The organism is Brevibacillus humidisoli, from assembly GCF_020923435.1.
Classification (GTDB): Bacteria; Bacillota; Bacilli; order Brevibacillales; family Brevibacillaceae; genus Brevibacillus_E; species Brevibacillus_E humidisoli.
Genome location: NZ_CP087263.1, coordinates 1,514,617 through 1,535,919, shown reverse-complemented (window position 1 = coordinate 1,535,919; position 21,303 = coordinate 1,514,617). Strand labels below are relative to the sequence as shown.

Below are 21,303 nucleotides of genomic sequence, written 5' to 3'. Positions count from 1 at the left end.
GATTCCTCCACTTTCCTAATGATTAGTATTGATGCTGCAAAATACGGGCGAGCACATCCGCAGGCGAAAGGGGATCTTGAGCATCCGTGACCGACAGAGCAGTGATGCGCTCGAACAATTCTTCAATTGCCGGCTGACAGCGTTCATTGACCGCCAGCATGAACACGCAGCGGATCATCACCCCAGGCTCCCACTCAATCGGGGCTGGCAGCGTGGCAATCGCTACTGCCGGCCTGATTGTCTGTGTCGATTCGGCATGGGGGATCGCTGCATATCCCGCAATATGCGTATGGCCCAACGCCTCTCGCTCCCATACTTTTGCTGCAAACTGCTCTTTTACGTAACCGTTTGCAAGCAGAGCATGGGTTAGCTGCTCGATCACTTCCTGCTTACTCGTTGCTGCCAGCGATTCAAACAGCAATTCCGGCTTCACCAGATCGTGCAGGTAAACCGGCTTGGTAGAATCGACCCGCCACTCTGCTCCGTCGCGCACCGTCAACAGTCGTTTTAAAAAGCCCAATCCTCGTTCATCGAGAATCTCCTCCATCGAGACAAATGGGACCCCTTCCAGCATGGGATTGACCGTACCCACAACAGCTAGAATCTCATACTGCTGCTGCCATGTCATCACTTTTTTACGGATGGACAGCGAACTTCCATTGAGAAAGTGAATCTGCCCGGCTCTTGGCCCGAGACGCTCTTGTAAAAGTGAACTGAGGCGTCGTGCCGCGCCATCCCCGGTCAGGCAGACAGAGACGATCGCTTTTTCCTTTTTTGTCTCAGGTTCGGAAAGCGCGGGCTGCGGTACTCCGATCCCAGGAGAAAGGTCATCGGCCAGTTGCCGCAGGGTTAGCTCGCTGTACATGCACTTGCGAAGCACTTCCACAACCAGTGAAGTGGTGACGGGAGCGATCACTCGGGTCGGCACGCCGAATGTATCCTGCCATTCTGCTTCTTTCAGAAATAGTGTGCCCATATCGGCCAACAGGATGACTCCCGACCCCTGATCTGCCTGCCGGATGGCCTGGCCGATCCGCTCCACGGCCTGTTGGATATCGTCGTCCCAGTACAGCTCGACTGCGATCGCATACCGCTTCTCGAACAGCCGATGAGCCACTTCTACCATACTTTTGGCCACCTGCCCATAAGAGGCTACCACGACACCGATCATCGGCTTGGCCGAGACTCGCCTGTCGCTTTGGCTGAGATACATGGCGAGAAAGGAAAGCTCGCGATCAGGCAGCTCGATTCCCCACATCGTATGCACAACTTTACTCATTTCTCTGGCGACGTGAAAAGCGAGCGAATCGGTCTCCACCGCCTCATCGTCGTCGGCAGCCGGAAGCGCACTTGCCCGAAAACGATCCAATACACCTTTGAGGTGGATGGCAAGTACGTAGAGCAGACGGTGGTAATCGAATACAAGATGTTTTTCCGCAATCCACAGCATCTGCTCCACGGTCTGTACAACCCGTTCGCCGACCAGCTTGGAGAGCTGAAGCAGCCGCTCTTCCACTCTCTCCTTGCCATCCCCTGCAGACTCATCCAGTCTCGACTTCAATTCCCGGCTGACGATCAGGTTGATCAGATCCTTGTTCTGTCCTTGCGCCCGGAGATTCTCGTAGCGCTCCCGGATCCATTCGTACAGCTTGGTGATTCCTTCATCCGGCTCTTCCGTCTCAACTGGCAGCGACTGCTGCCCCGGGACAAACAAGTAGCGCTCTTTCTTCAACATGGGAAGATCAGCTCTGCTGCCTGCCATACTGGCTGCAACCTGTGGTGGCAGATCAAGCTGCCGGACCTGCACGATCTCCTCCTCCCCGCTGATGCTGTTCAGAAAGGCACGGGCCATCAAGACGCGGATATCGCTGTGGAGCTGACCTGCATTTCCGGGACAGTCATACGAAAGCAGCGCTTCCATCACCTCTTTCTCCACGGCTGCCTTTTTGCCGATGCGATCCACTTCTTCGTTGAAAAAGTGGAAGATTAAGGCCAATCGCTCCTTAACAGACCACTCTGCCAAAGATGGAAGCTCTACCGTCATCGGAATACGCCGCCTCAGCGTCAACAGCAGACTAGATTCCGGACTCTCCGTAGTGGCACCGAGAATCAACAGGGCCGCCCTGCGCTGAAAATCCACCTCGCCCAATCGCCTGTATACCCCCTTATCGATCAGGTAAAACAGGTTTTCCTGTCCCTCTGGAGGCAGACGATGGATCTCATCAAGAAACAGGATGCCGCCGTTTGCTTTGTCAACCAGTCCCTCTTTCTCCTGATCGGCACCGGTGAACGCCCCTTTTACGTATCCAAACAACTGGGACATCAGAAGCTGTGGGTTTTTCGCGTAATCAGCGCAGTTAAACAAAACAAACGGGGCATTTTTCTTGAGCACACCTTGTTCGATCGCATACTGGTACATCGCTTCTGCCAACCTGCTTTTCCCTACACCGGTAGCGCCGAACAACAACGTGTGCAAGCCGTTCGGCGGATACAGAACGGCTGCCTGGACCTGCTGAATCGCCGCCTTGAGACTCCCTTTCGCTCCGATGATGGCAGAGAAAGTGGCAGCAGCACCGGCTGCCTGCTGTTTTCGGCGGAAACGTCCCTTCTCCGGGTGTACGCCCGTTGAGAGCGCTCCCCATTCTTTCCTCATGTTAAGGACCGTAAACCGGGAGACCTCGAATCCTTTTTGCTTTAGCTGATTGGTAAGTTCGCGGTTGGAAATATCGGGATAGCGTGACAGCAGAGCCTCCATTTCCTTCTGCAGTACAGGCATTCGCCGCTTGCGCGAATCGTCTATGCCCAATTCATGCCTGAGAACCGTTACCTCGTCTCGCCTGATGTTCAGCTTTCGGGCGATCTGCTCGTCTGTCAGTGGATTCCGTTTATCTTCTTCCGCGATAATCTGTTTGAGGCGCTCCCTCACCGCGACCCCTCCTGTTCAAAAACTAGCAATTTTTGTGCCAATCTTCTGTAAAGCCTTCTCTTTCGCTGTCTCTGTTTTGGCCGCTGAGATGATCACTCCTTTCCACAAAAACTACCATTTCTATCATTGTGGCATAACTTGTGAGAAAACAAAACACAAAATATGCAATTGAATTGACTGCTGCTGATGGAGAATAGTAAGATAAAAAAGATATCTGCCCGAGATCACGGGTCAGGGACGCTCCCTGACTCTCTTTTCATAGTAGTCAGCCAGTCCATATCCATAAGGGGGAATTACATATGACAAAAGGAATCGCAGCCTCACCCGGTTACGCAGCTGGTCCTGTTTTTCTCTTGCAGGAAGCAGACCTTACGATTTCAACCGAATCGATTGCCAATGATGCCGCCGACCAGGAATGGTCCTCCTTGGTCCATGCTCTGGAGCAGACCAAAGAGGATTTGAGAGAGACGAAACAAAAAGTGGCCGAAAAAATCGGCGAGGAAGAAAGTGCCATCTTTGAATCCCATTTGATGATTTTGGACGACCCTGCCCTGACCGGCGACATCCAGAGCGAGATTGAGAACGAGCGGAAGAACGCCGCTTGGGCCGTACATGATGTTTTCTCCAAACATGCGGAGATGTTCGCCTCGCTGGATGATCCCTACATGAAGGAGCGGGCCAGTGATTTTCGCGATCTGGAGAAGCGTGTACTGAAGCATCTGTTGGGGGTTGTCGACGCCTCGCTGGAGTCGATTCAAGAACCGGTGATCCTCGTCGCCTACGATCTGACACCATCTGATACGGCACGCCTTGATCCCCAGACGATCAAAGGGATCATCACCGAGATCGGCGGTTCGACCAGCCACTCCGCCATCCTGGCTCGTAATCTGCAAATCCCGGCTGTAGTCGGTTGCCCAAATATCACAAAGCAGCTCGCCGCTGGCGATATGGCTGCTCTAGACGGCAGCAGCGGTGAAGTGATTCTCCATCCAACCGCTGACCTCATCAAGCAGTACCAGGAGAAGCAAGAAGAATTCCGGACCAACCAACAGCGCTGGAAAGCATCCGCTCAAGAACTGGCTGTTACCGCAGATGGGCGGCGTGTCGAGGTGGCAGCCAACATCGGGAACCCGTCTGACGTGAAAGCAGTCCTTGACAACGGCGGCGAAGCGATCGGACTGTTCCGCTCCGAGTTTCTCTTCCTGGACCGGGACACCCTGCCCGATGAAGAAGAACAGTTTCAAGCCTACCGGCAGGTGGCTGAAGAGATGGCTGGCCGCCCCGTCATTATCCGTACGCTCGACATCGGCGGCGACAAACAGGTACCCGCTCTCCCGATGGACGAAGAGCTCAATCCGTTCCTCGGATTCCGGGCGATTCGCCTCTGTCTGGACCGCAAAGAGCTGTTCATGACCCAACTGCGGGCGATCCTGAGAGCCAGTCACTACGGGAAGCTGCGGATCATGTTCCCGATGATTGCGATCGAAGCGGAATTGAAGCAGGCGCTGGAAGTGCTGGAAGAGGCAAAAGCAGCACTGAAGCGAGAAACAGTGCCGTTTGACGAGCAGATCGAGACCGGGATCATGATTGAAGTCCCGTCTGCGGCGATCATCGCCGACCAGTTGGCCAAGCATGTGGACTTTTTCAGCATCGGCTCCAACGACCTGATCCAATACACATTTGCTGCCGACCGCATGAATCAAAAAGTTGGCTATTTGTACGATCCGGGCCACACGGCGATCCTGCGCCTGATCAAACAGGTGGTCGAACACGCAGATGCGAACGGCATCTGGGTCGGAGTCTGCGGCGAGATGGCCGGGGTGCCAGAGTTCGCCAAAGCGCTGATTGGCATCGGCGTAAAAGAGTTAAGCATGACCGCCAGCCTGATCCCGCAGATCAAGTACGAAATCTCGCAGAGTTCCTACGCTGAACTGGAAAAGCAGGTTCGCGAAAAATTGTGATTCCAGCCGCTGCTCTTGTGAGACCCGTGTAAAAAGCTGCCGAGCGATTCGCTCAGCAGCTTTGTTTTTGTCCGTACATCGTTTGATAGTACCGATGAGCCCGCTCCACCTCTTGTTCAGGAATCTCGATCGGCATTCCTCTCAGCATAGCCAAGTGAATCGTTTTTGCCACGTCTTCCAGTACCACTGCCGCTTTCAGTGCAAGCTGCGGTGTCGGTCCAACCGTAAAAACACCGTGATTTTGCATCAGGATGGCTGGAGAATGACCGATATGTTCCACCACCGCGCGGCCGATCTGCTCCCCGCCAACTGCCGCATACGGTGCGACTGGCACCGGTCCTCCAAAGATGTCAGCAACAGACGTCAAAACAGGCGGTATGCCCTGCCCCAGCACGGCAAAGCTGGTGGCGTAAGGCGAATGGGTGTGGACCACTCCATTGATGTCATCGCGCTCCCGGTAAATGTACAGGTGGGTCTCGGCATCAACAGACGGCCGCTGATTCCCCTCTATTACCTGTCCATCCAGGTTAACCACCACCATGTCTGCGGGCGAGAGTTGCTCATACGGTACCCCGCTCGGTTTCACCACCACGTAGCCGGACTCTCGGTCCCGCGCACTTACATTGCCGCTGGTCATCGTAACCAACTGGTTTTTTGGCAGTTCCAGATGCAACTCGCAGACCAATGATTTCAAACTTTCTAGCATGCTCTTCCTCCCCCGATCTCCTTTGACATGTCGCTTGGGCAGGATGTTGTCCTGTACGGAGCACACCCGCTTGCCCAACAGCGGACAAACAGGCGGCTCCCTGTGTTGGACGGTTTTTGCTACGACGTCAGCTGCGTCCCTTCCTGAGCCTGCTGCTTATCTTTTTTCCGCTGATAAAAGGCAACTCCCAGTGTGATCAAGCCAATCGCAATCAACCCGGCATAGCCTAGTTTGGCAGCAAACATAAAGATGGCCGTGGTCGGTACGGCGCCGTCCACCAAGGAGGAGATGGCGGTTGCTCCTTCCGGAAAGGGAAAGCCTACATTTTTGGCTGCTTCCGTGAAATACGGTGAAGCGTACGTGGCAATCAACAGTCCAAACCCGATGGATATGGTACCGGCGATCACCGTGCGTACGACGTTGCCGCGGAAGATCGGCACCATCAGGCAGATCATAAATGGGATGGTGGCCAAATCACCAAAAGGCAGCACCTTGTTTCCCGGTATCAGAACAGCTAAGCCCAACGCCACGGGAATCAGGATCAGCGATGAGGCGATGACGGCTGGATGGCCGACAGCCAGTGCCGAGTCCATCCCGATATACAGCTCTCTGTCTGGGAAGCGTTTCTTGACGAACTCGCCCGCTGCCTCCGAAATCGGCATCAAACCTTCCATCAGGATCGCAACGACACGCGGCAGGAGCAGCATCACCGCTGCTGTTTTCACACCAAGCTGCAGGATCGCCTGTAAATCCCACCCGGCGAGAATCCCGATCATAATCCCCAGGATCAGACCAAGGACAATCGATTCGCCGAATACACCGAGCCGTCTCTGGATCGCATCAGGATCTGCTTTCCAGTCCTTGAGACCAGGTATCACATTAAACAGCTTTTCCAGCGGCAGGGCAAACAGGTAGTACGGGGTTGACGTGCCATGTGGAAAAGCTACATTGGGATAGCCGTAGTACTTCTCCACATGTTTGGCGGTCAGATCCGACAATACCAGGATCACCAGCGTATGCACGATAGAAGTGAGTACGCCTAATGCGAAGCTGTCCGTCATGATGCTGACCAGAGCTCCGGTAAATGCGACATGCCACAGATTCCACAGATCGACGTTTAAAGTCTTGGTTAATCCGAATACCAGCAAGGCGAGATTGACAGCCAAACCGATCGGTATCGCCAGTGCCCCAACGGTAGAACCAAAGGAGACGGCAGCTGTCGCCGGCCAGCCGACATCGATTACGCTGAGTTGAATCCCGAGCCGATTGACCATATCTTTTGCCGCCGGCCCCAAGCTGTCCATCAACAGACCAATGACGAGATTGATCCCGATAAAGCCAATCCCTGCCGTTAGACCAGCCCGGAAAGCAGCACTCGGTTTGGACTTAAGAATAAGACCAAAGATAAAGATAATAATCGGCAACATCACGGAAGGCCCGAGATCAATCAGATATTGAATCACTTGCACGACACATTCCTCCTCCTCGTTGTGATAGCCTGCTGCCAAAATAACACTGCCGCTACTCTTTTAATGCCGCCTCCAATTCCTCAAAGAATTTCTCCTTGCCAACACCAGTCAGCACGGGGACTGCATTTAGTACTTTTGCAGAGATCGAAGACGGGACCGCTGTGGTGGAAATGATCAAATCGTAGTCGGCAGCCCGATTCATCACATCAGACACCTTCGACTGGGTTAGATTTACGTTCAGTCCCTTCTCTTGTAAAAACGCTTTCAACTTCCCCATCACCACAGTTGACGTGCAAACGCCCGTTCCACAAATGACGACCACTTTTTTGCTCATATGCTCTGCCACCTTTCTGTTCGCGTTGCGTAAAACGCTTACATTTTGTTGTACGTCAGGATTTTTCCGATCGGCTCATCTCCAAAAGAAAGCATACTCTTACTGTTCTTCCAGCACCAAGTATTCCACAAATCTGGTGTACAGTTCCCCTTCATCTGCCGCCTCCAGCAAACTCTTCAGCCGTTTGGGATCCTGCACGAAATCCATCGTCTTTTCCAAAGCCTGCAGCTGCATCTCACTTCTTTGCGTAGCTAACAGGATCACCAGATGGACCGCAATCTCTTTTTCCGGCTCCGCCATACTGCGAAAAGGGACGCCCCGTTTGGCGACTCCCAAGGCGATTGCCGGTGATTTGACCGCTGCAGAATCAGCATGGGGGATGGCCACGTGAATCTCTCCGAGCTCCAGTCCAGTCGGAAACTCCGCCTCCCGTGCCAATACGGCATCAATGTAGGCCTGCTCAACCACTCCGCAGTTGGTCAAAAGCATTCCCAACCGATTGATGATCTCTTCTCTCTCGCACGGCTCATGAAATATGCAGAGGTAATCCGGCTTGACAATATCCAACAAGTTCATCCGCGTTTGCTCTCCCTCCCTTCGATTATCACTCACATGTTTTGAATAGCAATTTGTATGCCAACGAGGGCGATATCGGCCGAACCTACAGGACGAATCCCGGTAGTATCAGCTTCAAGAACATGATGCCGAACACAAATTATTCAGAAATTTCATGTTTTGATTCGTGGCAGAAAATGTTGCTCGGACGGGTGAAAAAAAGCGAGCCTGATCGACTCAGGCTCCGAAGACTGACTACGCTTCTAGAAAAAACGCAATTGTTCGTAGCGTGGTGAAGCTTCGTCCGGGCGCACAAAGTTGGACACAGATACACCCACCAGACGTACCCCCGGAGTATAGTCAAACGCTTCGGCCAGTTGCTCCAGGACAGCTGCCCACTCCTCATGCTCTACCTTTTTCTGTTTGCTTCGCTGCTTGAAATCGGTGTACTTGACCTTCAGGGCAAGCGTTTGCGGCTGCACACCTTCTGCCTCTACCTCTTGCCACAGCTCGGCAAACAATTCACGTGCAATCCTGATTACATCATCTCGCTCAAAGAGATCCACCGCCAGTGTTGTTTCTCTGCTGATCGACTTGATCGGCCTGTTCATCTGAATCTGTCGGTGATCGATTCCTCTGGCTCGCAGGTAATAGCCGCGGCCAGCTTTTCCAAACAGTTCAACCAGTTCTGCCTCGCTCAACGTCCAAAACTCTTCGATTGTATGAATTCCGCACTTCGCTAGCAGTTCCTGTGATTTGCGGCCAATCCCATGCAGTGCCCCAACCGGCAAACTTCGCAATACCTCAAGGGCTTGTTCCTCTCGTATCACGACAAACGCGTCGGGTTTGCGCAGATCGCTGGCAATCTTGGCCAGAGACATGTTGTACGAGAGGCCGATACTGCAGGTGAGTCCGGTCTCCTTGTGAATTCGTTCTTTGATTTCACGCGCCGGTGGAATCGCGTTGTCATAGTGGGACATATCAAGATACGCTTCGTCCAAACCGACAGACTGGTACAGATCGGTGTATTGCGTATAGATCGCCCTCACTTCCGCCGACTTCTCTTGGTAACGACTATAGCGGACAGGAAGGAAAATCCCCTCGGGACATTTTTTTCTGGCCAGGGCGGCTGGCATGGCGGAGCGGACGCCATAGGCTCGCGCCTCATAGCTGCAGGTGGCCACAACGCCACGATTCCTCGTCCCACCGACGATAACCGGCTTTCCGCGCAGCGATGGGTTATCAAGCTGCTCGACACTGGCAAAGAAGGCGTCGAGGTCGAGATGAAGGAACTTCTTCATCGCTGGGAGCCGGACATTTGGCGTCGCAACGCGTCCAAATGGCGGATCGATTTCAGGTAGCGAATCTCATCCATTCTTTCTCGCTCGTACAGCCACTGGATGTAGTTGCGCAGGGACAACAAATCGACCCACGCTTGTTTGGATTGGGGATTACCGTCCGGGACTTCTCCGGTCACCTCTCCGTCGTAGATGGCGCGGGAGAGTTCCTTCGGATGCATCCCGACACGATTGGCGATCTGATAGATGGCTACTTTCATGCTGTTTCCCTCCTCTCAATCCGACAAGGATCTTCTTGTTCCCTAGTCTGAGATAGGCAGTTCGACGATGACCCGCGTTCCATGACCGGGCTGCGAATCGACTTGAATCGTACCAGCCATTTCCAAGACCAGCTGCCGACAAATGGCCAATCCCAGCCCGGTTCCTCGCTCTTTGGTCGTATAAAACGGCTCAAAGATACGCTCTAATTGCTCACGCCTCATCCCTGGACCATCATCAGCAAAGCAGATCTGTACCATCCGCTTCTGTGGATCGATCTCCGTTTCAACAACCACTTGTCCGCCCACAGCGACTGCGTCCACCGCATTTTTGACGATGTTCAGCCCGATTTGCTCGATGTACGAGGAGACGCCGCGGATCTGTACAGAGCTGTCTATCCGATCAAACAGAAGCGTTACATCCTTCTCCAAGGCAAAATGGCGTGCCACATCATGAACACGCTGTAGGATCGGTTTGAGTGGCAGCACCTCCACATCCTTTTTGGAACCCTGCCGCTTGCGGGCCATAACCAAAAAGCTGGATAGCAAATCCTGCAGCGCTTTCAATTCCTCCCGACATATTCGAATGTAGGCCAAAAAAGTCGTCGATTCCATACGGCCCTGTTTAATGCTTTCTTCCATCAATTGCAAAAAGCCCTGAAACGAGGTAAGCGGGTTGCGAAGTTCATGTGCCATACCCGCTGCCATATGGCCAATAACAGAAATCTTCTGTTCGTGCAGGTGATCGATCTGTTCTTCTTTAAGGGACAGGTATCTGGTGAAATAATGCTGGAATAACAGCTCCATGATTTCGTTTAATCGTCGGAATATCTCGTAAGCATATGGAGTAGATATGAATGAACCTGCCTCTTGTAAAATATCTGTCATCTCATTAAAGAAATGAACGCGCATCTTGGTACTTAACTCCAGGACCACATCGTAGGGGATTTCGCTCCATGCCGATTGAAAAGCACGTTCGACGATTTGTTCGAAGTACTCCCGTTTCTTGCAGTCATACTCCTCTTCCGTGGCAAACAGCAGATCAATCGCTGACTCCAACGCGTGACTGGTCAGCTCTCTGATCGCTTCCCCATACTCCTGGACATATCTGGCATAATCTCCGCCCAACGCTACTAGATCCCGGCAGCTCTTTTCAAACATGCCTAGGATTCGTTCTATCAACGTTAGCAGCAGGATTTTTTTGGCGTATTCTCGCTCCACGTTCATACAACTCCTAGAGACAGATGAGTAAACCGAACGATCCAGGATACCTTCCGTTTCTCATCGGTCAAGTCCACTCTCGCCCTTGTCAACGAAGATGAGTCTGCTACTCTGTGCAGTCTCGTTGTTCATTGCTCTCTTTTTGTTCTTTCGCATGCAACTCGGCAAGTTTTTGCAGCAATATATGCTGGGGCATATGCATCAATTGCTCAATCGGAATGTCCAAGGCCTTTGCCAGTTTCTGTGCGGTCTCACCAGAAATCTGCATCGGTCTCATTGGCTTCCCTCCTCTTTGACGATACTTGAAAAGAGCAGTACAAGTTTACCATCACTATACTATATCATAGGATGCCCCGTTTCCATATGGTCGTGTTTTTTCTACCGTTTACACTGGCTCCATAAGTCCAGGTGAGCAATAATCGTTCCTCTGAATAGAAGACACACAGGAGCGGCTTCAGCACACCCCTATTATTTACGTAATAATTATTATGTAAATTAAAAACAAACGAGCAAAGCAGTTGAGATGTAGATAGTTGGATAGCGAATACAACTCTAAAAGATCGTGGTTGATCGCTTTACACCTGTTGATCCTACTCATTGTCCGCTGTGTAAGTATTTCCCATACATCTAGTATAACAAATGACCGTATATTTTCTATCGTGATCTGTCTTGATATAAAAAAAGAAATCCACCTCATCCTGCTTTTTCTCCAATGGGTGGATTCTTCATCTGCTTTGCCGTTATTTCGTTATATTTTCTCCAAAGTATTTCTGACTGATCTTCTCATACGTGCCATCCGCTTTGATCTCCTCCAGAGCCTTGTTCAGCTTCTCCAACAGTTCTGTATTCCCCTTCTTTACTGGAATCGCCATCTGATCGAGGAACAGCGGTTCGCCTACCGGCTTGATCGCCAAATCGTTTTGCGTGATGGCGTACTTGCCGACCAGTTCATCGGTTATGACAGCATCGAGCCTTCCTTCTACCAACAGTTCCTGCAGAGCCGTTACGTCGCTATCATAGGTCTCTACCTGATCGGTGTATTCCTTGGCAATCTTTTCAAATGTACTGGAAACGACCACTCCGATTCGCTTTCCTTTCAAATCATCCGCTGAGGCGATCTGCTGATTTTCTTTGTTGACAAAGATCTGTGCCCCCGACTCGTAGTAAGGAATAGAAAAGTCAACCTCTTTTTTGCGCTCATCCGTGATCGCCATGCTGCCGATAATCGCATCAAACTTGTCCGCTTTTAGCGCTGCAAGGATCGTCTGCCACGGATTCGTCACCGGTTTTGGGGTCATTCCCATTTTCTCGGCCAACGCATAGCCGATTTCCACGTCGAAACCAACCAGTTCCCCATTCTCCTGGTAATTAAACGGTGGGTACAAGCCGCTCATGGCAAAGACAAACTCCTGCGTTTCTGAGCCGCTGCTCTCCGTATTCGTACCACATCCATACAAACCGATCAACAACAATGCCATACAAATCAGTAAGCTGCCCAGTCTGTTCCATTTCATCTCTCTGTTCCCCCTTATTTGTTGTCTGCTCTACAAAATACTCTGCAGAAATTGTTTTGCCTTGGGATGCTGCGGATTGGTGAAAAGAGCATCCGGGCTGCCTTGTTCTACTATCATTCCATCAGCCATAAAGACGATCCGGTCGGCCACTTCTCGGGCGAAACCCATCTCATGCGTCACCACGATCATGGTCATGCCCTCCCGAGCCAGTTCTTTCATCACCTGCAGCACCTCCCCGACCAACTCTGGATCAAGAGCTGACGTCGGTTCATCGAACAGCATGATTTTCGGCTTCATGGCCAGTGCCCTGGCAATAGCTACCCGCTGCTTCTGCCCTCCAGACAGTTTGTCTGGGTACACGTCTGCCTTCTCCCTCAGCCCCACCTTTTGCAGTAAAGCGAGCGCATGTTCAGTTGCATCCTGCTTTTCTCTGCGCTGTACATGAACTGGAGCCTCGATGACGTTTTCCAGCACCGTCATGTGGGGAAACAGGTTAAAATGCTGGAATACCATGCCGACCTGTTCCCTGATTTTGTTCAGCTTGACCCGATCCGGTTCGATGGTCTGCTCCATCAACCTGATTTCTCCGCTATCTTTCATCTCCAAAAAATTAAGACATCTCAATAGCGTACTTTTCCCCGACCCGCTTGCTCCGATGAGGACGACCACCTCTTGTTCCTGGATCTCGAGATCAATCCCTTTTAAAACGTGCAGTTCCCCAAAGTATTTGTGCAAATTTTTAATCGAGATCAACTTCTTCACCTACTTCCTGTGTCCAAGTGTCTTTCGATACGCCGCAGCAAGAGTGTAAACAAGACGACAAGCAGGAGGTAATACAGGCCGGCAATCGTATAGTACTCCAATTGTTTGAATGTTGCGGCAGCTCCACTCATCGATAATTGAAAGATCTCACTAACACCGATAAAGGCCACCAATGATGAGTCTTTCAAACCGATGATAAACTGGTTGCCCAACGGCGGGATAGCCCGTTTAAAGGCCTGTGGCAGGATGATTCGACGCATGGCCAACGGATAGCTCATCCCCAGAGATTGAGCTGCTTCCATCTGTCCTCTGTCAATCGATTGAATGGCACCTCGGAAAATCTCGGCGATATAGGCACCACTATGGATGGCGAGCGCCAATACCCCTGCCCAAAACTTGGAGAGAACCAAAAAGTGGGTAATACCGAAGTAGAGCCACATAATCTGGACAATCAAGGGTGTTCCCCGAATCAATCCGATATAGCCGTCAGCCAACAGACGAACCGTACGACGGGGTGACAGCTTCATAAAAGCAAACATCAGGCCGATCAGCGAGGCCAGCAATAAGGAAGCGACGGTGATCCTCAGGGTCATCCAAGTGGCCTCAGCAAAACCTGCGATACTGGTTACAAAGATCTCGACAAATGCGTTCATCTTGGTTTGCTCCTTCTCCCTTCTTGTCGGACGGCTGGGGAATCTATAGCATGGAACTGATTTTAGCAGAATATTTCAACCATTACCCTATACAGAAACGATAAAAATATCTCTATACTGTTATACATGTTGTATACCTTGCCCCATCAAAAACCTAGACTTGTGGCCGTCGCGCCAGTGTAAAGCAGCGTTGCTTGCGGCATCACCGTTTATCACGAGAAAGAGCGTTAGCAATCGATACATATAAAAAAACCTTGTCCACAGGAGAGCAAGCTCCTGTGGACAAGGTTTTCGTTCTTGTGTTTTCGTTTCCGTTTTCATTGCATCCTATTGTGAAAGCAAATCGGTCACGCTCTTTGTCTCACCACTCGGGTAAATGACGTACAACAGCAAATAGACCATCACCCCGGTCGCCGCGGAACAAAACCAGATGACAGAAGCCCACGGACCGATCCGCTTGTGTTTTTGGAACTGCTTTTTGTACGCGTATACCAGCGTGATAATCCCCATCGCTCCGGCAGCCGTTGCCAGTATGATGTGAAAGACGAGGAAAATCAAGTAGGCAATTTTAACGTCAGCCGGACCGCCAAATTGGGTCGAGCCGACGATAAATGTTTTGGACACATAGAGAATAAAGAATACCGTAGCAAAAAGAGAGGCAGCAACCATCAGTTTTTGATGCTGCTCTATCTTCCTCCGCCGGATGAAGTACCAGCCAACCGCTGTCAAAACGGCACTGGTAACGATGAAGCTGGTCAGCAGCAGCGCGATGAGTTGAGGCGACATACCGTCTACTCCTTCCACTCCTAATCTACTTGCTCAGTCCAGCCTGCCCCGCTGAGAGAGAAGAGGCAGGGACGCTCAGCGCCAAATCGCGCGGTGGCAAGGCCAGGTCAAGTTTATCTTTCTCTTTTTCCTTCCGGTACCACTCAGAGAATGCGAACCAGAGAGCGATTCCATACGATATTTCCTGTATCAGTTTCATCAGTACTCCACCCAGTTGCTGATCATCCAACAGCGTCAAAAACGGGATGATCTGTGGAGCGTCGCGATACACCTCATACAACGGCGTACCGGCAAAGATGATCAGCGCACAGGCTGGCAGGAGCGCAGCCCCGTCGATGAAGATGTAGGCGATCTTTTTGAGTGGCGAAAGACGCTTCAATTCCGGCACCGGACAAGCGACGGGCCACCACATCATCAGCGCCGTCACCTGCAGCAGCAGATGGTATGTCGTATGCATCGTATGGCTGGCCGAGACTGTATCAAAGACCTTGGGGATATGGTACATCGAGAACAAAAAGTTAAACAGAATAATCGCGACCAACGGTTGGGTCAGAAGACCAACCAGCTTTCTTAGCCAACCCCGCTGAAAGGCGTTGCGAACCAGCCATGGAGGGATCGCCCCCAGTAAAAACGGCGGCATGACAAAGAAAAGCAGCGACATTTGCAGCATGTGCGCACTAAACAAATAGTGCATCCCATAGAAATGAAGCGGGCTGGCCTTAGCCACAAAGAAGATCGACAGCGCAGTGAAAAACATGCCCATCTGTCGACGCGTCAGCGGCTCCGAATTCGCGAAACGGTTTCTCAGAGGTCCGAACAGCGTCAAGTAAGCAGCCGCCACTGCAACTGTCAACAGGATATAGTTCACATCCCACGCACTCCAAAAGCCGGGAATATCAGCAAGCTGGTGACTTTCATGACCGTGATGACCGTGTTGCCCCATCTGACGTTCACCTCCGCTACAGAATCATCGATTCGCAAAAACAAAGAGCAGTCATCTGAAAAAAGGAGGGGTGATCCAAGACCCCCCTCCTCACCATCGTCCTACCACCATACCCAAAGGACGAAAGCAATAATCGTAACCAACGCTACACCTGCACCGCTGTACATGCCCAATGCGGCGAATCCATGCCCTTTTTGATCCATGTGCATCCAGACATAAAGCTGAAACAGCGCTTGAACAAAGGCCAGGATCAAGAGTAGCGGAACCAGTGTGTTCCGATCAACACTCTCGCTTGCCACTGCAATAAAGGCAATCGCAGTGAGGATGATCGAGACTGCAAAGGTAATGAGGTGATTCTTCACTCCTGTATGACGATGAACCCTCTTTGGTTGAGATGTGGACGCATTCGCTTCACCATGCATATGATTTTCCATCCTTATTCCACCATCCCCATCAAGTAAACTACCGTAAAGATGAACACCCATACAAGGTCGACAAAGTGCCAGTACAAACTGGCCACATAAAACTTAGGTGCCGTGACCACCGTCAACCGTTTTTTGTACGATTGGGCGATCAGCAGGCTAATCCAGAGAACGCCGAACAATACGTGACCGCCGTGGAAACCAACCAATGTGTAGAACGCAGAGCCAAACGCGCTGCTGGTCAGCATGTGACCATGGTGGTAGTATTCCACAAACTCGTAAATCTCTAGACCGAGGAAGCCAGCACCCAGCAGTACCGTCACGATGAACCAAGCCTGCATCTGGGCAAGTTTGTTCCGGTGCATCGCGAGGATACCGAGAACACTGGTTAAGCTACTGGTCAACAGGATAAAGGTGGCAAGCGCAACGATCGGCATCTGGAACAGCTCAGACGCGGTCGGGCCACCATTCGTCTGGTCTCTTAGCGCTACAAAGGTGGCAAACAAACTACCGAACAAGACACACTCTCCACCGAGGAAGAGCCAAAAGCCCAGTACCTTGTTGCGACCTTCCAGGGTGGCTCTTTCCGGCTCAGGTGGCAGGGTTCCGTTTACTGCGTGTTGTGCACTCACTATGCCTTAACCCCCTCTTCTTCATCTTGCAGTTCCTTCGGTTTCACATGATAGCCATGGTCATCGATAAGCGAACGGATAATCATGCAGATGAAGGTAATCACCATACCGCCGATGATGACCGGGATATTGTGATACATGAAACCAAAACCGGCGATGAACAGACCGATCGACATGATGATCGGCAGAACGGAAGGCGACGGCATGTGAATCTCACCCAATGGTTCGGCAGGAAGCATTTTGCCGTTTCCAGAAACCTTCTCTGTCCAGAGTGCATCCAGTCCGCGAACCAGCGGAGTCTGGGCAAAGTTGTATTCAGGTGCCGGCGAAGGAATGGCCCACTCCAGTGTACGTGCATCCCATGGGTCGGCGGATGCCGGCTTTCCACTCTTTAGGGAAACGATGATATTGATCAAAAGGGCAATCGTACCCAAGCCCATTCCGAACGCACCGATCGTACTGATAAAGTTGCCCAGGTCAAGTCCCACACCTTCTTGATAGGTGTAGACGCGGCGCGGCATCCCCATCAATCCCAGGAAGTGCTGCGGGAAGAAGGTCAGGTGGAAGCCGATAAAGAACAGCCAGAAGTTCCATTTGCCAAGTGGTTCGTTCAGCATTTTCCCGAACATTTTCGGCCACCAGTAGTAAAGACCGGCAAACAGACCGAAGACCAATCCACCCACGATGACGTAATGGAAGTGGGCAACGACAAAGTAACTGTCATGGTACTGGTAGTCAGCAGGCGGCACACTCAACATAACCCCGGTGGTACCACCCATGACGAAGGTCGGGATAAACCCAACTGCAAACAGGTTGGCCGTAGTAAAGCGGATCTGCCCGCCCCACATGGTGAACAGCCAGTTGAAAATCTTGATCCCCGTCGGTACGGCAATCAACATCGTTGCCACCCCAAACAGCGCGTTGGCAACCGGCCCCATCCCTACAGTGAACATGTGGTGCGCCCATACCATGAAGCCGAGGAACCCGATCAACACGGTTGCAAACACCATCGCGCTGTAACCGAACAGACGCTTTTTGGAGAAGGTGGCGATAACCTCGGAAATAATCCCGAACGCCGGCAAAATCAAGATGTACACTTCCGGGTGTCCAAATATCCAGAACAAGTGCTGCCAGATCACGACGTTACCACCTGCGTTGATGTCGAAGAAGTTAGCACCAAACAGGCGATCAAACATCAACAGCACCAAGCTGACCGTAATCGCCGGAAAAGCGAACAAAATCAATAACGAAGTAACGAACGTAGCCCAGGTAAACAGCGGCATCCGCATAAAGGTCATCCCGGGTGCACGCATATTGATAATCGTGGCCAGGAAGTTGATCCCCCCGATCCAGGTACCAATACCGGCGATCTGCAGACCGAGGACGTAAAAGTCAACACCTTGGTCGCTAAAATCGTGACCGGATGAGAGCGGCGGATACGCGGTCCAACCAGCATCAGGCGCTCCCCCGAGGAACCAGCTCAGGTTGAGCAGCAGTCCACCGAAGAAGAACAGCCAAAAACCGAGCGCGTTGATGAACGGATAGGCGACGTCGCGCGCCCCGATCTGCAGCGGTACGACCGCGTTCATCAAGGCAAAGATGACCGGCATCGCTGCCAGGAAGATCATCGTTGTACCGTGCATCGTAATTAATTCGTTAAACGTGGAACCACTAACAAACTCAAAATTTGGATACATCAATTGGATACGCATCAAGATGGCTTCGAGACCACCGAGCAGGAAGAAAAAGCCGCCGGCTATCAGATAGAGAATGCCGATCTTCTTGTGGTCCACCGTGGTAAGCCAATCCCATAAGCCTTTTCGTCCTGCGTATGTGACTTGACCAGACACGTTCTTACCCCCTTAGGCAACTATTTCGCTAGAACTTTTGTAACTGCAACTGTTACCTGATCTTCAGACCGGACAGATATTCAGCCAATGCGTCAATCTGTTCCTCATTCAATTGTTCGCCAAACGCAGGCATCCTGTTGCCTTCCTTGAATTGGTTCGGATTGGCAATCCATTGTTTCAACAGTTCCGGATTGTTTTCCAGAATCCCGGCAAGCTTTTCACGATCCCCAAACGCTGTCAAGTTGGGGCCTAGTTTGCCGCCCTGATTGCCAACCGCGTGGCAGCCGATACAGCTTTGCTGGAACACTTGCTGTCCCTCTTTAGCCGTTGCGGTGGCAGGTTCTGCCGGACCCGCTTTCATCTTTTCAACCCAACTGTCAAACTCTTGGGGAGAGACAGCTACCACCTTGAAATCCATCAGTGCGTGAGAGGCGCCACACAACTCCGCGCACTTGCCCTGATAAACTCCCTCTTTGTCGGCTTGCAGCCACATTTTGTTAACCAATCCCGGTACGTTATCCGTTTTACCGCCTAGCGAGGGCACCCAGAAGGAGTGCACCACGTCTTTGGAAGTCAGTTGGAACATTACCCTTTTGCCAGTCGGAATGTAGAGGTCTTGTGCTGTAGCAACACCCAGATCAGGATATTCAAACTCCCACCAGAACTGGTGAGCCGTCACCTTGACATTGACGACACCCTCCTCATCGGAGTAATCCTTGGCCAATGTGAAGGTAGTCATGACCGTCGGCACTGCTAGAATGAACAAGAGAATGATCGGAATTACGGTCCAGATGATTTCTAGTTTCGTGTTTCCTTCTACTTGTTCCGGGATGCCGGTTTGACCAGGTTTTTTGCGGTAGCGAATGATGACGTATGCAAAAATCAGCATAACGACAACAATTACGCCAACCATGATGAACAAACTCAGTTTAATCAGCGTTAATTGTTCCTCTGCCACCGGTCCTGATGGAATGAGGGCAGACAGTGTTGGGTCACCGCACCCTGTGAGCATGAGTGCCGTCACAATGGACAGGGCCAGCAGACGCCATACATGTTGCCAACGATTTAACATTACATCCAACCCCACTTTCTCTGACGTGTTAATAGTACATTCGCTGGAACTAAGAAACTTGGTTCGCCCTTTTTCTGACTGGCACAGGCATTGGTCTCCGTTCTTAGTTAACAAAAAAAAGAAAAGACCTACAAACCATTTTTTTATTTACTCGCATAGTTTATACAAAACCATGCAAATAAAAACATATGGGGATTTGGCTGTGAAGCCGAATACATAAGGATTACAAGTTCGTTTCAGCGCGACGGACCCATCTATCACTTTACCATTATGAGAACGTGCCCACGGATTGTCAATAACGTTGTCTTGACAGTCCGTAGATTTTCTCACGCAGCCGCACGCAATATGTCGTGGTGCCCATATCATTCAATGACATTTTACCATTTTTCAAGCGGAAAAATCGTGAAACTTTCGTGTCAAAATTGACACAAACAAATAGATGGAGCTTGTCCACACCCCTACTAGTCGCTTTCTGCTCTCCTTACTGCCGTTCGGAGTTGAGAGGATTTTTAGGCAGAATGTCAAAAAAGTAAGGATGATTCTGTCCTTTTTGCCAGAAAGGAGTGTGTTCGATGCTGCCAACCGAGACGTCCCCTTCTGTACCGGGACCACGCAAAGGAACGGCGCTGTACCTCTCCCTGCCGGTATTTTCCTGGGCGCTTTACGATTTCGCCAACACCATTTTTTCGTCCAATGTGATCACCATTTTCTTTCCGTTTTACATGCAGCAAGTAATTGGCGGCAGCGCTGTACTGGATCAAATCGCCAGTACCTTTGTGAGCTATACCAATGCCGCAGCCAGCTTGTTCCTCGTTTTATTCTCCCCTCTGTTCGGCGTATTGATCGACCGCACGGGCAAAGCAAAATTTTATCTCACCCCGCTTGCCCTGGGAGCAATCGCCTGCACCATCGGGATGGGCTTGTTCGCTCTCTGGGAGACGAACCAGACCGTAGCCGGTCTACCCCTCTCAGTCGTCTGTGTGCTGCTGTTGTTCATGATCGCCAAGTTTTGCTACCAATCGAGTCTGATCTTCTACGATACCCTACTCTCCCGCTTAGGCAATCGCCAGGAACTCCCCTTGATCTCCGGATTTGGTGTAGCAGTTGGATATGCCGGGACATTGGTCGGCTTATCCGTCTACCCATTGGCTGGTGATGGCAACTACGGACTGGTGTTTCTGGCAAGTGGAGTCCTCTTTCTGGTATTCTCTCTTCCGATGTTTTTTCTTTTTAAAGAAAACAATGCAGGGACGTCCGTAGAGGGGCAGGAACAGACGAAGAAGTCGTTTTTCAGTGGATATAAGGAAGTGATTGCAACGGTCCGGGACATGCGCCGCTTCCGACCGATCTTTCTGTTTATGCTGGCCTACTTTTTCTTTAATGACGCCATTGCGACTGCGATCGCGATGATGGCTGTCTATGCAAAGGCAGTAGTCGGCTTTTCGAGCGGACAGTTTATCATCCTCTATCTGGTCGCTACTGTTTTTAGCATCGTTGGCTCTCTGTTGTTCGGCCACATCACCCGCATCCTTGGCTCCAAGCAAGCCGTAACCTGCGTGGCGCTGCTGCTGCTGGTGGCGATTGCGCTCGGTGCACTGGCGATTGACGAAACGATGTTCTGGGTTGCCGGCAGCTTGTACGGGATCGCTATGGGCTCCACCTGGGTTACTTCACGCACGTTGATCGTAGAGCTTACTCCACCAGAAAAGCGAGGACAGTTTTTCGGTCTGTTTGCCTTTTCCGGAAAAGTCTCTTCGTTGGTCGGTCCGCTGCTGTATGGGACGATCGTCCTCTTGTTAAGTCAGCACGGCGTGTTGGCCAGTCGAGCTGCCATGGGCTCTCTGGCCGTATTGGTATTGATCGGGCTTGCTATCCACCTCCGTATCCCGGTCGGTGAAGATAGCAGCCATACCCGGTAGGCGACAGCATGTATGCTCACAAA

20 protein-coding genes are annotated in these 21,303 nt (G+C 51.4%); 2 read left to right on the top strand and 18 right to left on the bottom strand.

Translation table 11 applies throughout. From position 1 onward, the window contains the following. Positions 1-22: 22 nt before the first annotated feature. Positions 23-2,926: a sigma 54-interacting transcriptional regulator gene (locus tag LOK74_RS07645; protein WP_230046044.1), complete on the bottom strand. Its 2,904-nt coding sequence runs from the start codon at positions 2,924-2,926 to the stop codon at positions 23-25. Between the two features lie 299 nt (positions 2,927-3,225). Between LOK74_RS07645 and ptsP the strand changes: the two genes are divergently transcribed. Further along, positions 3,226-4,887, top strand: coding sequence for a phosphoenolpyruvate--protein phosphotransferase (gene ptsP, locus LOK74_RS07640; protein WP_230046043.1), 1,662 nt, complete (start codon positions 3,226-3,228; stop codon positions 4,885-4,887). Positions 4,888-4,939: 52 nt separating this feature from the next. On the opposite strand, the gene LOK74_RS07635 is transcribed toward ptsP, so the two are convergent. From LOK74_RS07635 to coxB, 17 genes are all read right to left on the bottom strand, one after another. Next, positions 4,940-5,593: an L-ribulose-5-phosphate 4-epimerase gene (locus tag LOK74_RS07635; RefSeq protein ID WP_230046042.1), complete on the bottom strand. Its 654-nt coding sequence runs from the start codon at positions 5,591-5,593 to the stop codon at positions 4,940-4,942. A gap of 119 nt (positions 5,594-5,712) precedes the next feature. Continuing rightward, on the bottom strand, positions 5,713-7,020 hold the full coding sequence (locus tag LOK74_RS07630) for a PTS galactitol transporter subunit IIC (protein ID WP_420908780.1): 1,308 nt from the start codon (positions 7,018-7,020) through the stop codon (positions 5,713-5,715). Between the two features lie 94 nt (positions 7,021-7,114). Further along, the gene (locus LOK74_RS07625) at positions 7,115-7,396 is read right to left on the bottom strand and encodes a PTS sugar transporter subunit IIB (protein WP_230046040.1); all 282 of its coding nucleotides are present in this window, start codon (positions 7,394-7,396) and stop codon (positions 7,115-7,117) included. A gap of 99 nt (positions 7,397-7,495) precedes the next feature. After that, on the bottom strand, positions 7,496-7,972 hold the full coding sequence (locus LOK74_RS07620) for a PTS sugar transporter subunit IIA (protein WP_230046039.1): 477 nt from the start codon (positions 7,970-7,972) through the stop codon (positions 7,496-7,498). Positions 7,973-8,214: 242 nt separating this feature from the next. Further along, positions 8,215-9,252, bottom strand: coding sequence for a DNA polymerase IV (gene dinB / locus LOK74_RS07615; protein ID WP_230046038.1), 1,038 nt, complete (start codon positions 9,250-9,252; stop codon positions 8,215-8,217). Next, positions 9,249-9,509, bottom strand: a complete 261-nt coding sequence (locus LOK74_RS07610; protein WP_230046037.1) for a hypothetical protein — start codon at positions 9,507-9,509, stop codon at positions 9,249-9,251. Before LOK74_RS07610 ends, dinB begins: the two co-directional genes overlap by 4 nt. Before the next feature lie 42 nt (positions 9,510-9,551). Continuing rightward, positions 9,552-10,727: a two-component system sensor histidine kinase NtrB gene (locus LOK74_RS07605; RefSeq protein WP_230046036.1), complete on the bottom strand. Its 1,176-nt coding sequence runs from the start codon at positions 10,725-10,727 to the stop codon at positions 9,552-9,554. Positions 10,728-10,833: 106 nt separating this feature from the next. Continuing rightward, a complete protein-coding gene (locus LOK74_RS07600; protein ID WP_230046035.1) occupies positions 10,834-11,004 on the bottom strand; it encodes a YycC family protein in 171 nt (56 codons plus the stop codon). 463 nt (positions 11,005-11,467) lie between these two features. Further along, positions 11,468-12,241 carry an ABC transporter substrate-binding protein gene (locus LOK74_RS07595; protein ID WP_420908737.1) on the bottom strand — a complete coding sequence of 258 codons (774 nt, stop codon included), beginning with the start codon at positions 12,239-12,241 and terminating at the stop codon, positions 11,468-11,470. Positions 12,242-12,271: 30 nt separating this feature from the next. Continuing rightward, positions 12,272-12,994, bottom strand: a complete 723-nt coding sequence (locus tag LOK74_RS07590; RefSeq protein ID WP_230046944.1) for an amino acid ABC transporter ATP-binding protein — start codon at positions 12,992-12,994, stop codon at positions 12,272-12,274. A gap of 5 nt (positions 12,995-12,999) precedes the next feature. Continuing rightward, positions 13,000-13,656 carry an amino acid ABC transporter permease gene (locus LOK74_RS07585; protein WP_230046034.1) on the bottom strand — a complete coding sequence of 219 codons (657 nt, stop codon included), beginning with the start codon at positions 13,654-13,656 and terminating at the stop codon, positions 13,000-13,002. Positions 13,657-13,983: 327 nt separating this feature from the next. Continuing rightward, positions 13,984-14,442, bottom strand: coding sequence for a DUF420 domain-containing protein (locus LOK74_RS07580; RefSeq protein WP_230046033.1), 459 nt, complete (start codon positions 14,440-14,442; stop codon positions 13,984-13,986). 25 nt (positions 14,443-14,467) lie between these two features. Then, positions 14,468-15,385 (bottom strand): cytochrome c oxidase assembly protein, encoded by a 918-nt coding sequence (locus tag LOK74_RS07575; protein ID WP_230046032.1) that lies wholly within the window; start codon positions 15,383-15,385, stop codon positions 14,468-14,470. Positions 15,386-15,486: 101 nt separating this feature from the next. After that, entirely contained in the window at positions 15,487-15,819 is a 333-nt protein-coding gene (locus LOK74_RS07570; RefSeq protein WP_230046031.1) for a cytochrome C oxidase subunit IV family protein, read from the bottom strand. Positions 15,820-15,821: 2 nt separating this feature from the next. Beyond that, positions 15,822-16,439, bottom strand: coding sequence for a cytochrome (ubi)quinol oxidase subunit III (locus LOK74_RS07565; protein WP_420908735.1), 618 nt, complete (start codon positions 16,437-16,439; stop codon positions 15,822-15,824). Continuing rightward, positions 16,439-18,289 (bottom strand): cytochrome c oxidase subunit I, encoded by a 1,851-nt coding sequence (gene ctaD, locus LOK74_RS07560; RefSeq protein ID WP_230046030.1) that lies wholly within the window; start codon positions 18,287-18,289, stop codon positions 16,439-16,441. The genes LOK74_RS07565 and ctaD overlap by 1 nt, the downstream gene beginning before the upstream one ends. Positions 18,290-18,341: 52 nt before the next feature. Further along, positions 18,342-19,361, bottom strand: a complete 1,020-nt coding sequence (gene coxB / locus LOK74_RS07555; RefSeq protein ID WP_230046029.1) for a cytochrome c oxidase subunit II — start codon at positions 19,359-19,361, stop codon at positions 18,342-18,344. Positions 19,362-19,933: 572 nt separating this feature from the next. Here coxB and LOK74_RS07550 point away from each other — a divergent pair. Next, positions 19,934-21,280: an MFS transporter gene (locus LOK74_RS07550; protein ID WP_230046028.1), complete on the top strand. Its 1,347-nt coding sequence runs from the start codon at positions 19,934-19,936 to the stop codon at positions 21,278-21,280. The last annotated feature ends 23 nt before the right edge of the window (positions 21,281-21,303 follow it).

Coding starts and splice junctions, on each gene's coding strand:
- ptsP (WP_230046043.1), top strand. CDS start 3,226: ATGACAAAAGGAATCGCAGCCTCACCCGGTTACGCAGCTGGTCCTGTT.
- LOK74_RS07635 (WP_230046042.1), bottom strand. CDS start 5,593: ATGCTAGAAAGTTTGAAATCATTGGTCTGCGAGTTGCATCTGGAACTG.
- LOK74_RS07630 (WP_420908780.1), bottom strand. CDS start 7,020: ATGTTGCCGATTATTATCTTTATCTTTGGTCTTATTCTTAAGTCCAAA.
- LOK74_RS07625 (WP_230046040.1), bottom strand. CDS start 7,396: ATGAGCAAAAAAGTGGTCGTCATTTGTGGAACGGGCGTTTGCACGTCA.
- LOK74_RS07620 (WP_230046039.1), bottom strand. CDS start 7,972: ATGAACTTGTTGGATATTGTCAAGCCGGATTACCTCTGCATATTTCAT.
- dinB (WP_230046038.1), bottom strand. CDS start 9,252: ATGAAGAAGTTCCTTCATCTCGACCTCGACGCCTTCTTTGCCAGTGTC.
- LOK74_RS07610 (WP_230046037.1), bottom strand. CDS start 9,509: ATGAAAGTAGCCATCTATCAGATCGCCAATCGTGTCGGGATGCATCCG.
- LOK74_RS07600 (WP_230046035.1), bottom strand. CDS start 11,004: ATGAGACCGATGCAGATTTCTGGTGAGACCGCACAGAAACTGGCAAAG.
- LOK74_RS07595 (WP_420908737.1), bottom strand. CDS start 12,241: ATGAAATGGAACAGACTGGGCAGCTTACTGATTTGTATGGCATTGTTG.
- LOK74_RS07585 (WP_230046034.1), bottom strand. CDS start 13,656: ATGAACGCATTTGTCGAGATCTTTGTAACCAGTATCGCAGGTTTTGCT.
- LOK74_RS07580 (WP_230046033.1), bottom strand. CDS start 14,442: ATGTCGCCTCAACTCATCGCGCTGCTGCTGACCAGCTTCATCGTTACC.
- LOK74_RS07575 (WP_230046032.1), bottom strand. CDS start 15,385: ATGGGGCAACACGGTCATCACGGTCATGAAAGTCACCAGCTTGCTGAT.
- LOK74_RS07570 (WP_230046031.1), bottom strand. CDS start 15,819: ATGGAAAATCATATGCATGGTGAAGCGAATGCGTCCACATCTCAACCA.
- coxB (WP_230046029.1), bottom strand. CDS start 19,361: ATGTTAAATCGTTGGCAACATGTATGGCGTCTGCTGGCCCTGTCCATT.
- LOK74_RS07550 (WP_230046028.1), top strand. CDS start 19,934: ATGCTGCCAACCGAGACGTCCCCTTCTGTACCGGGACCACGCAAAGGA.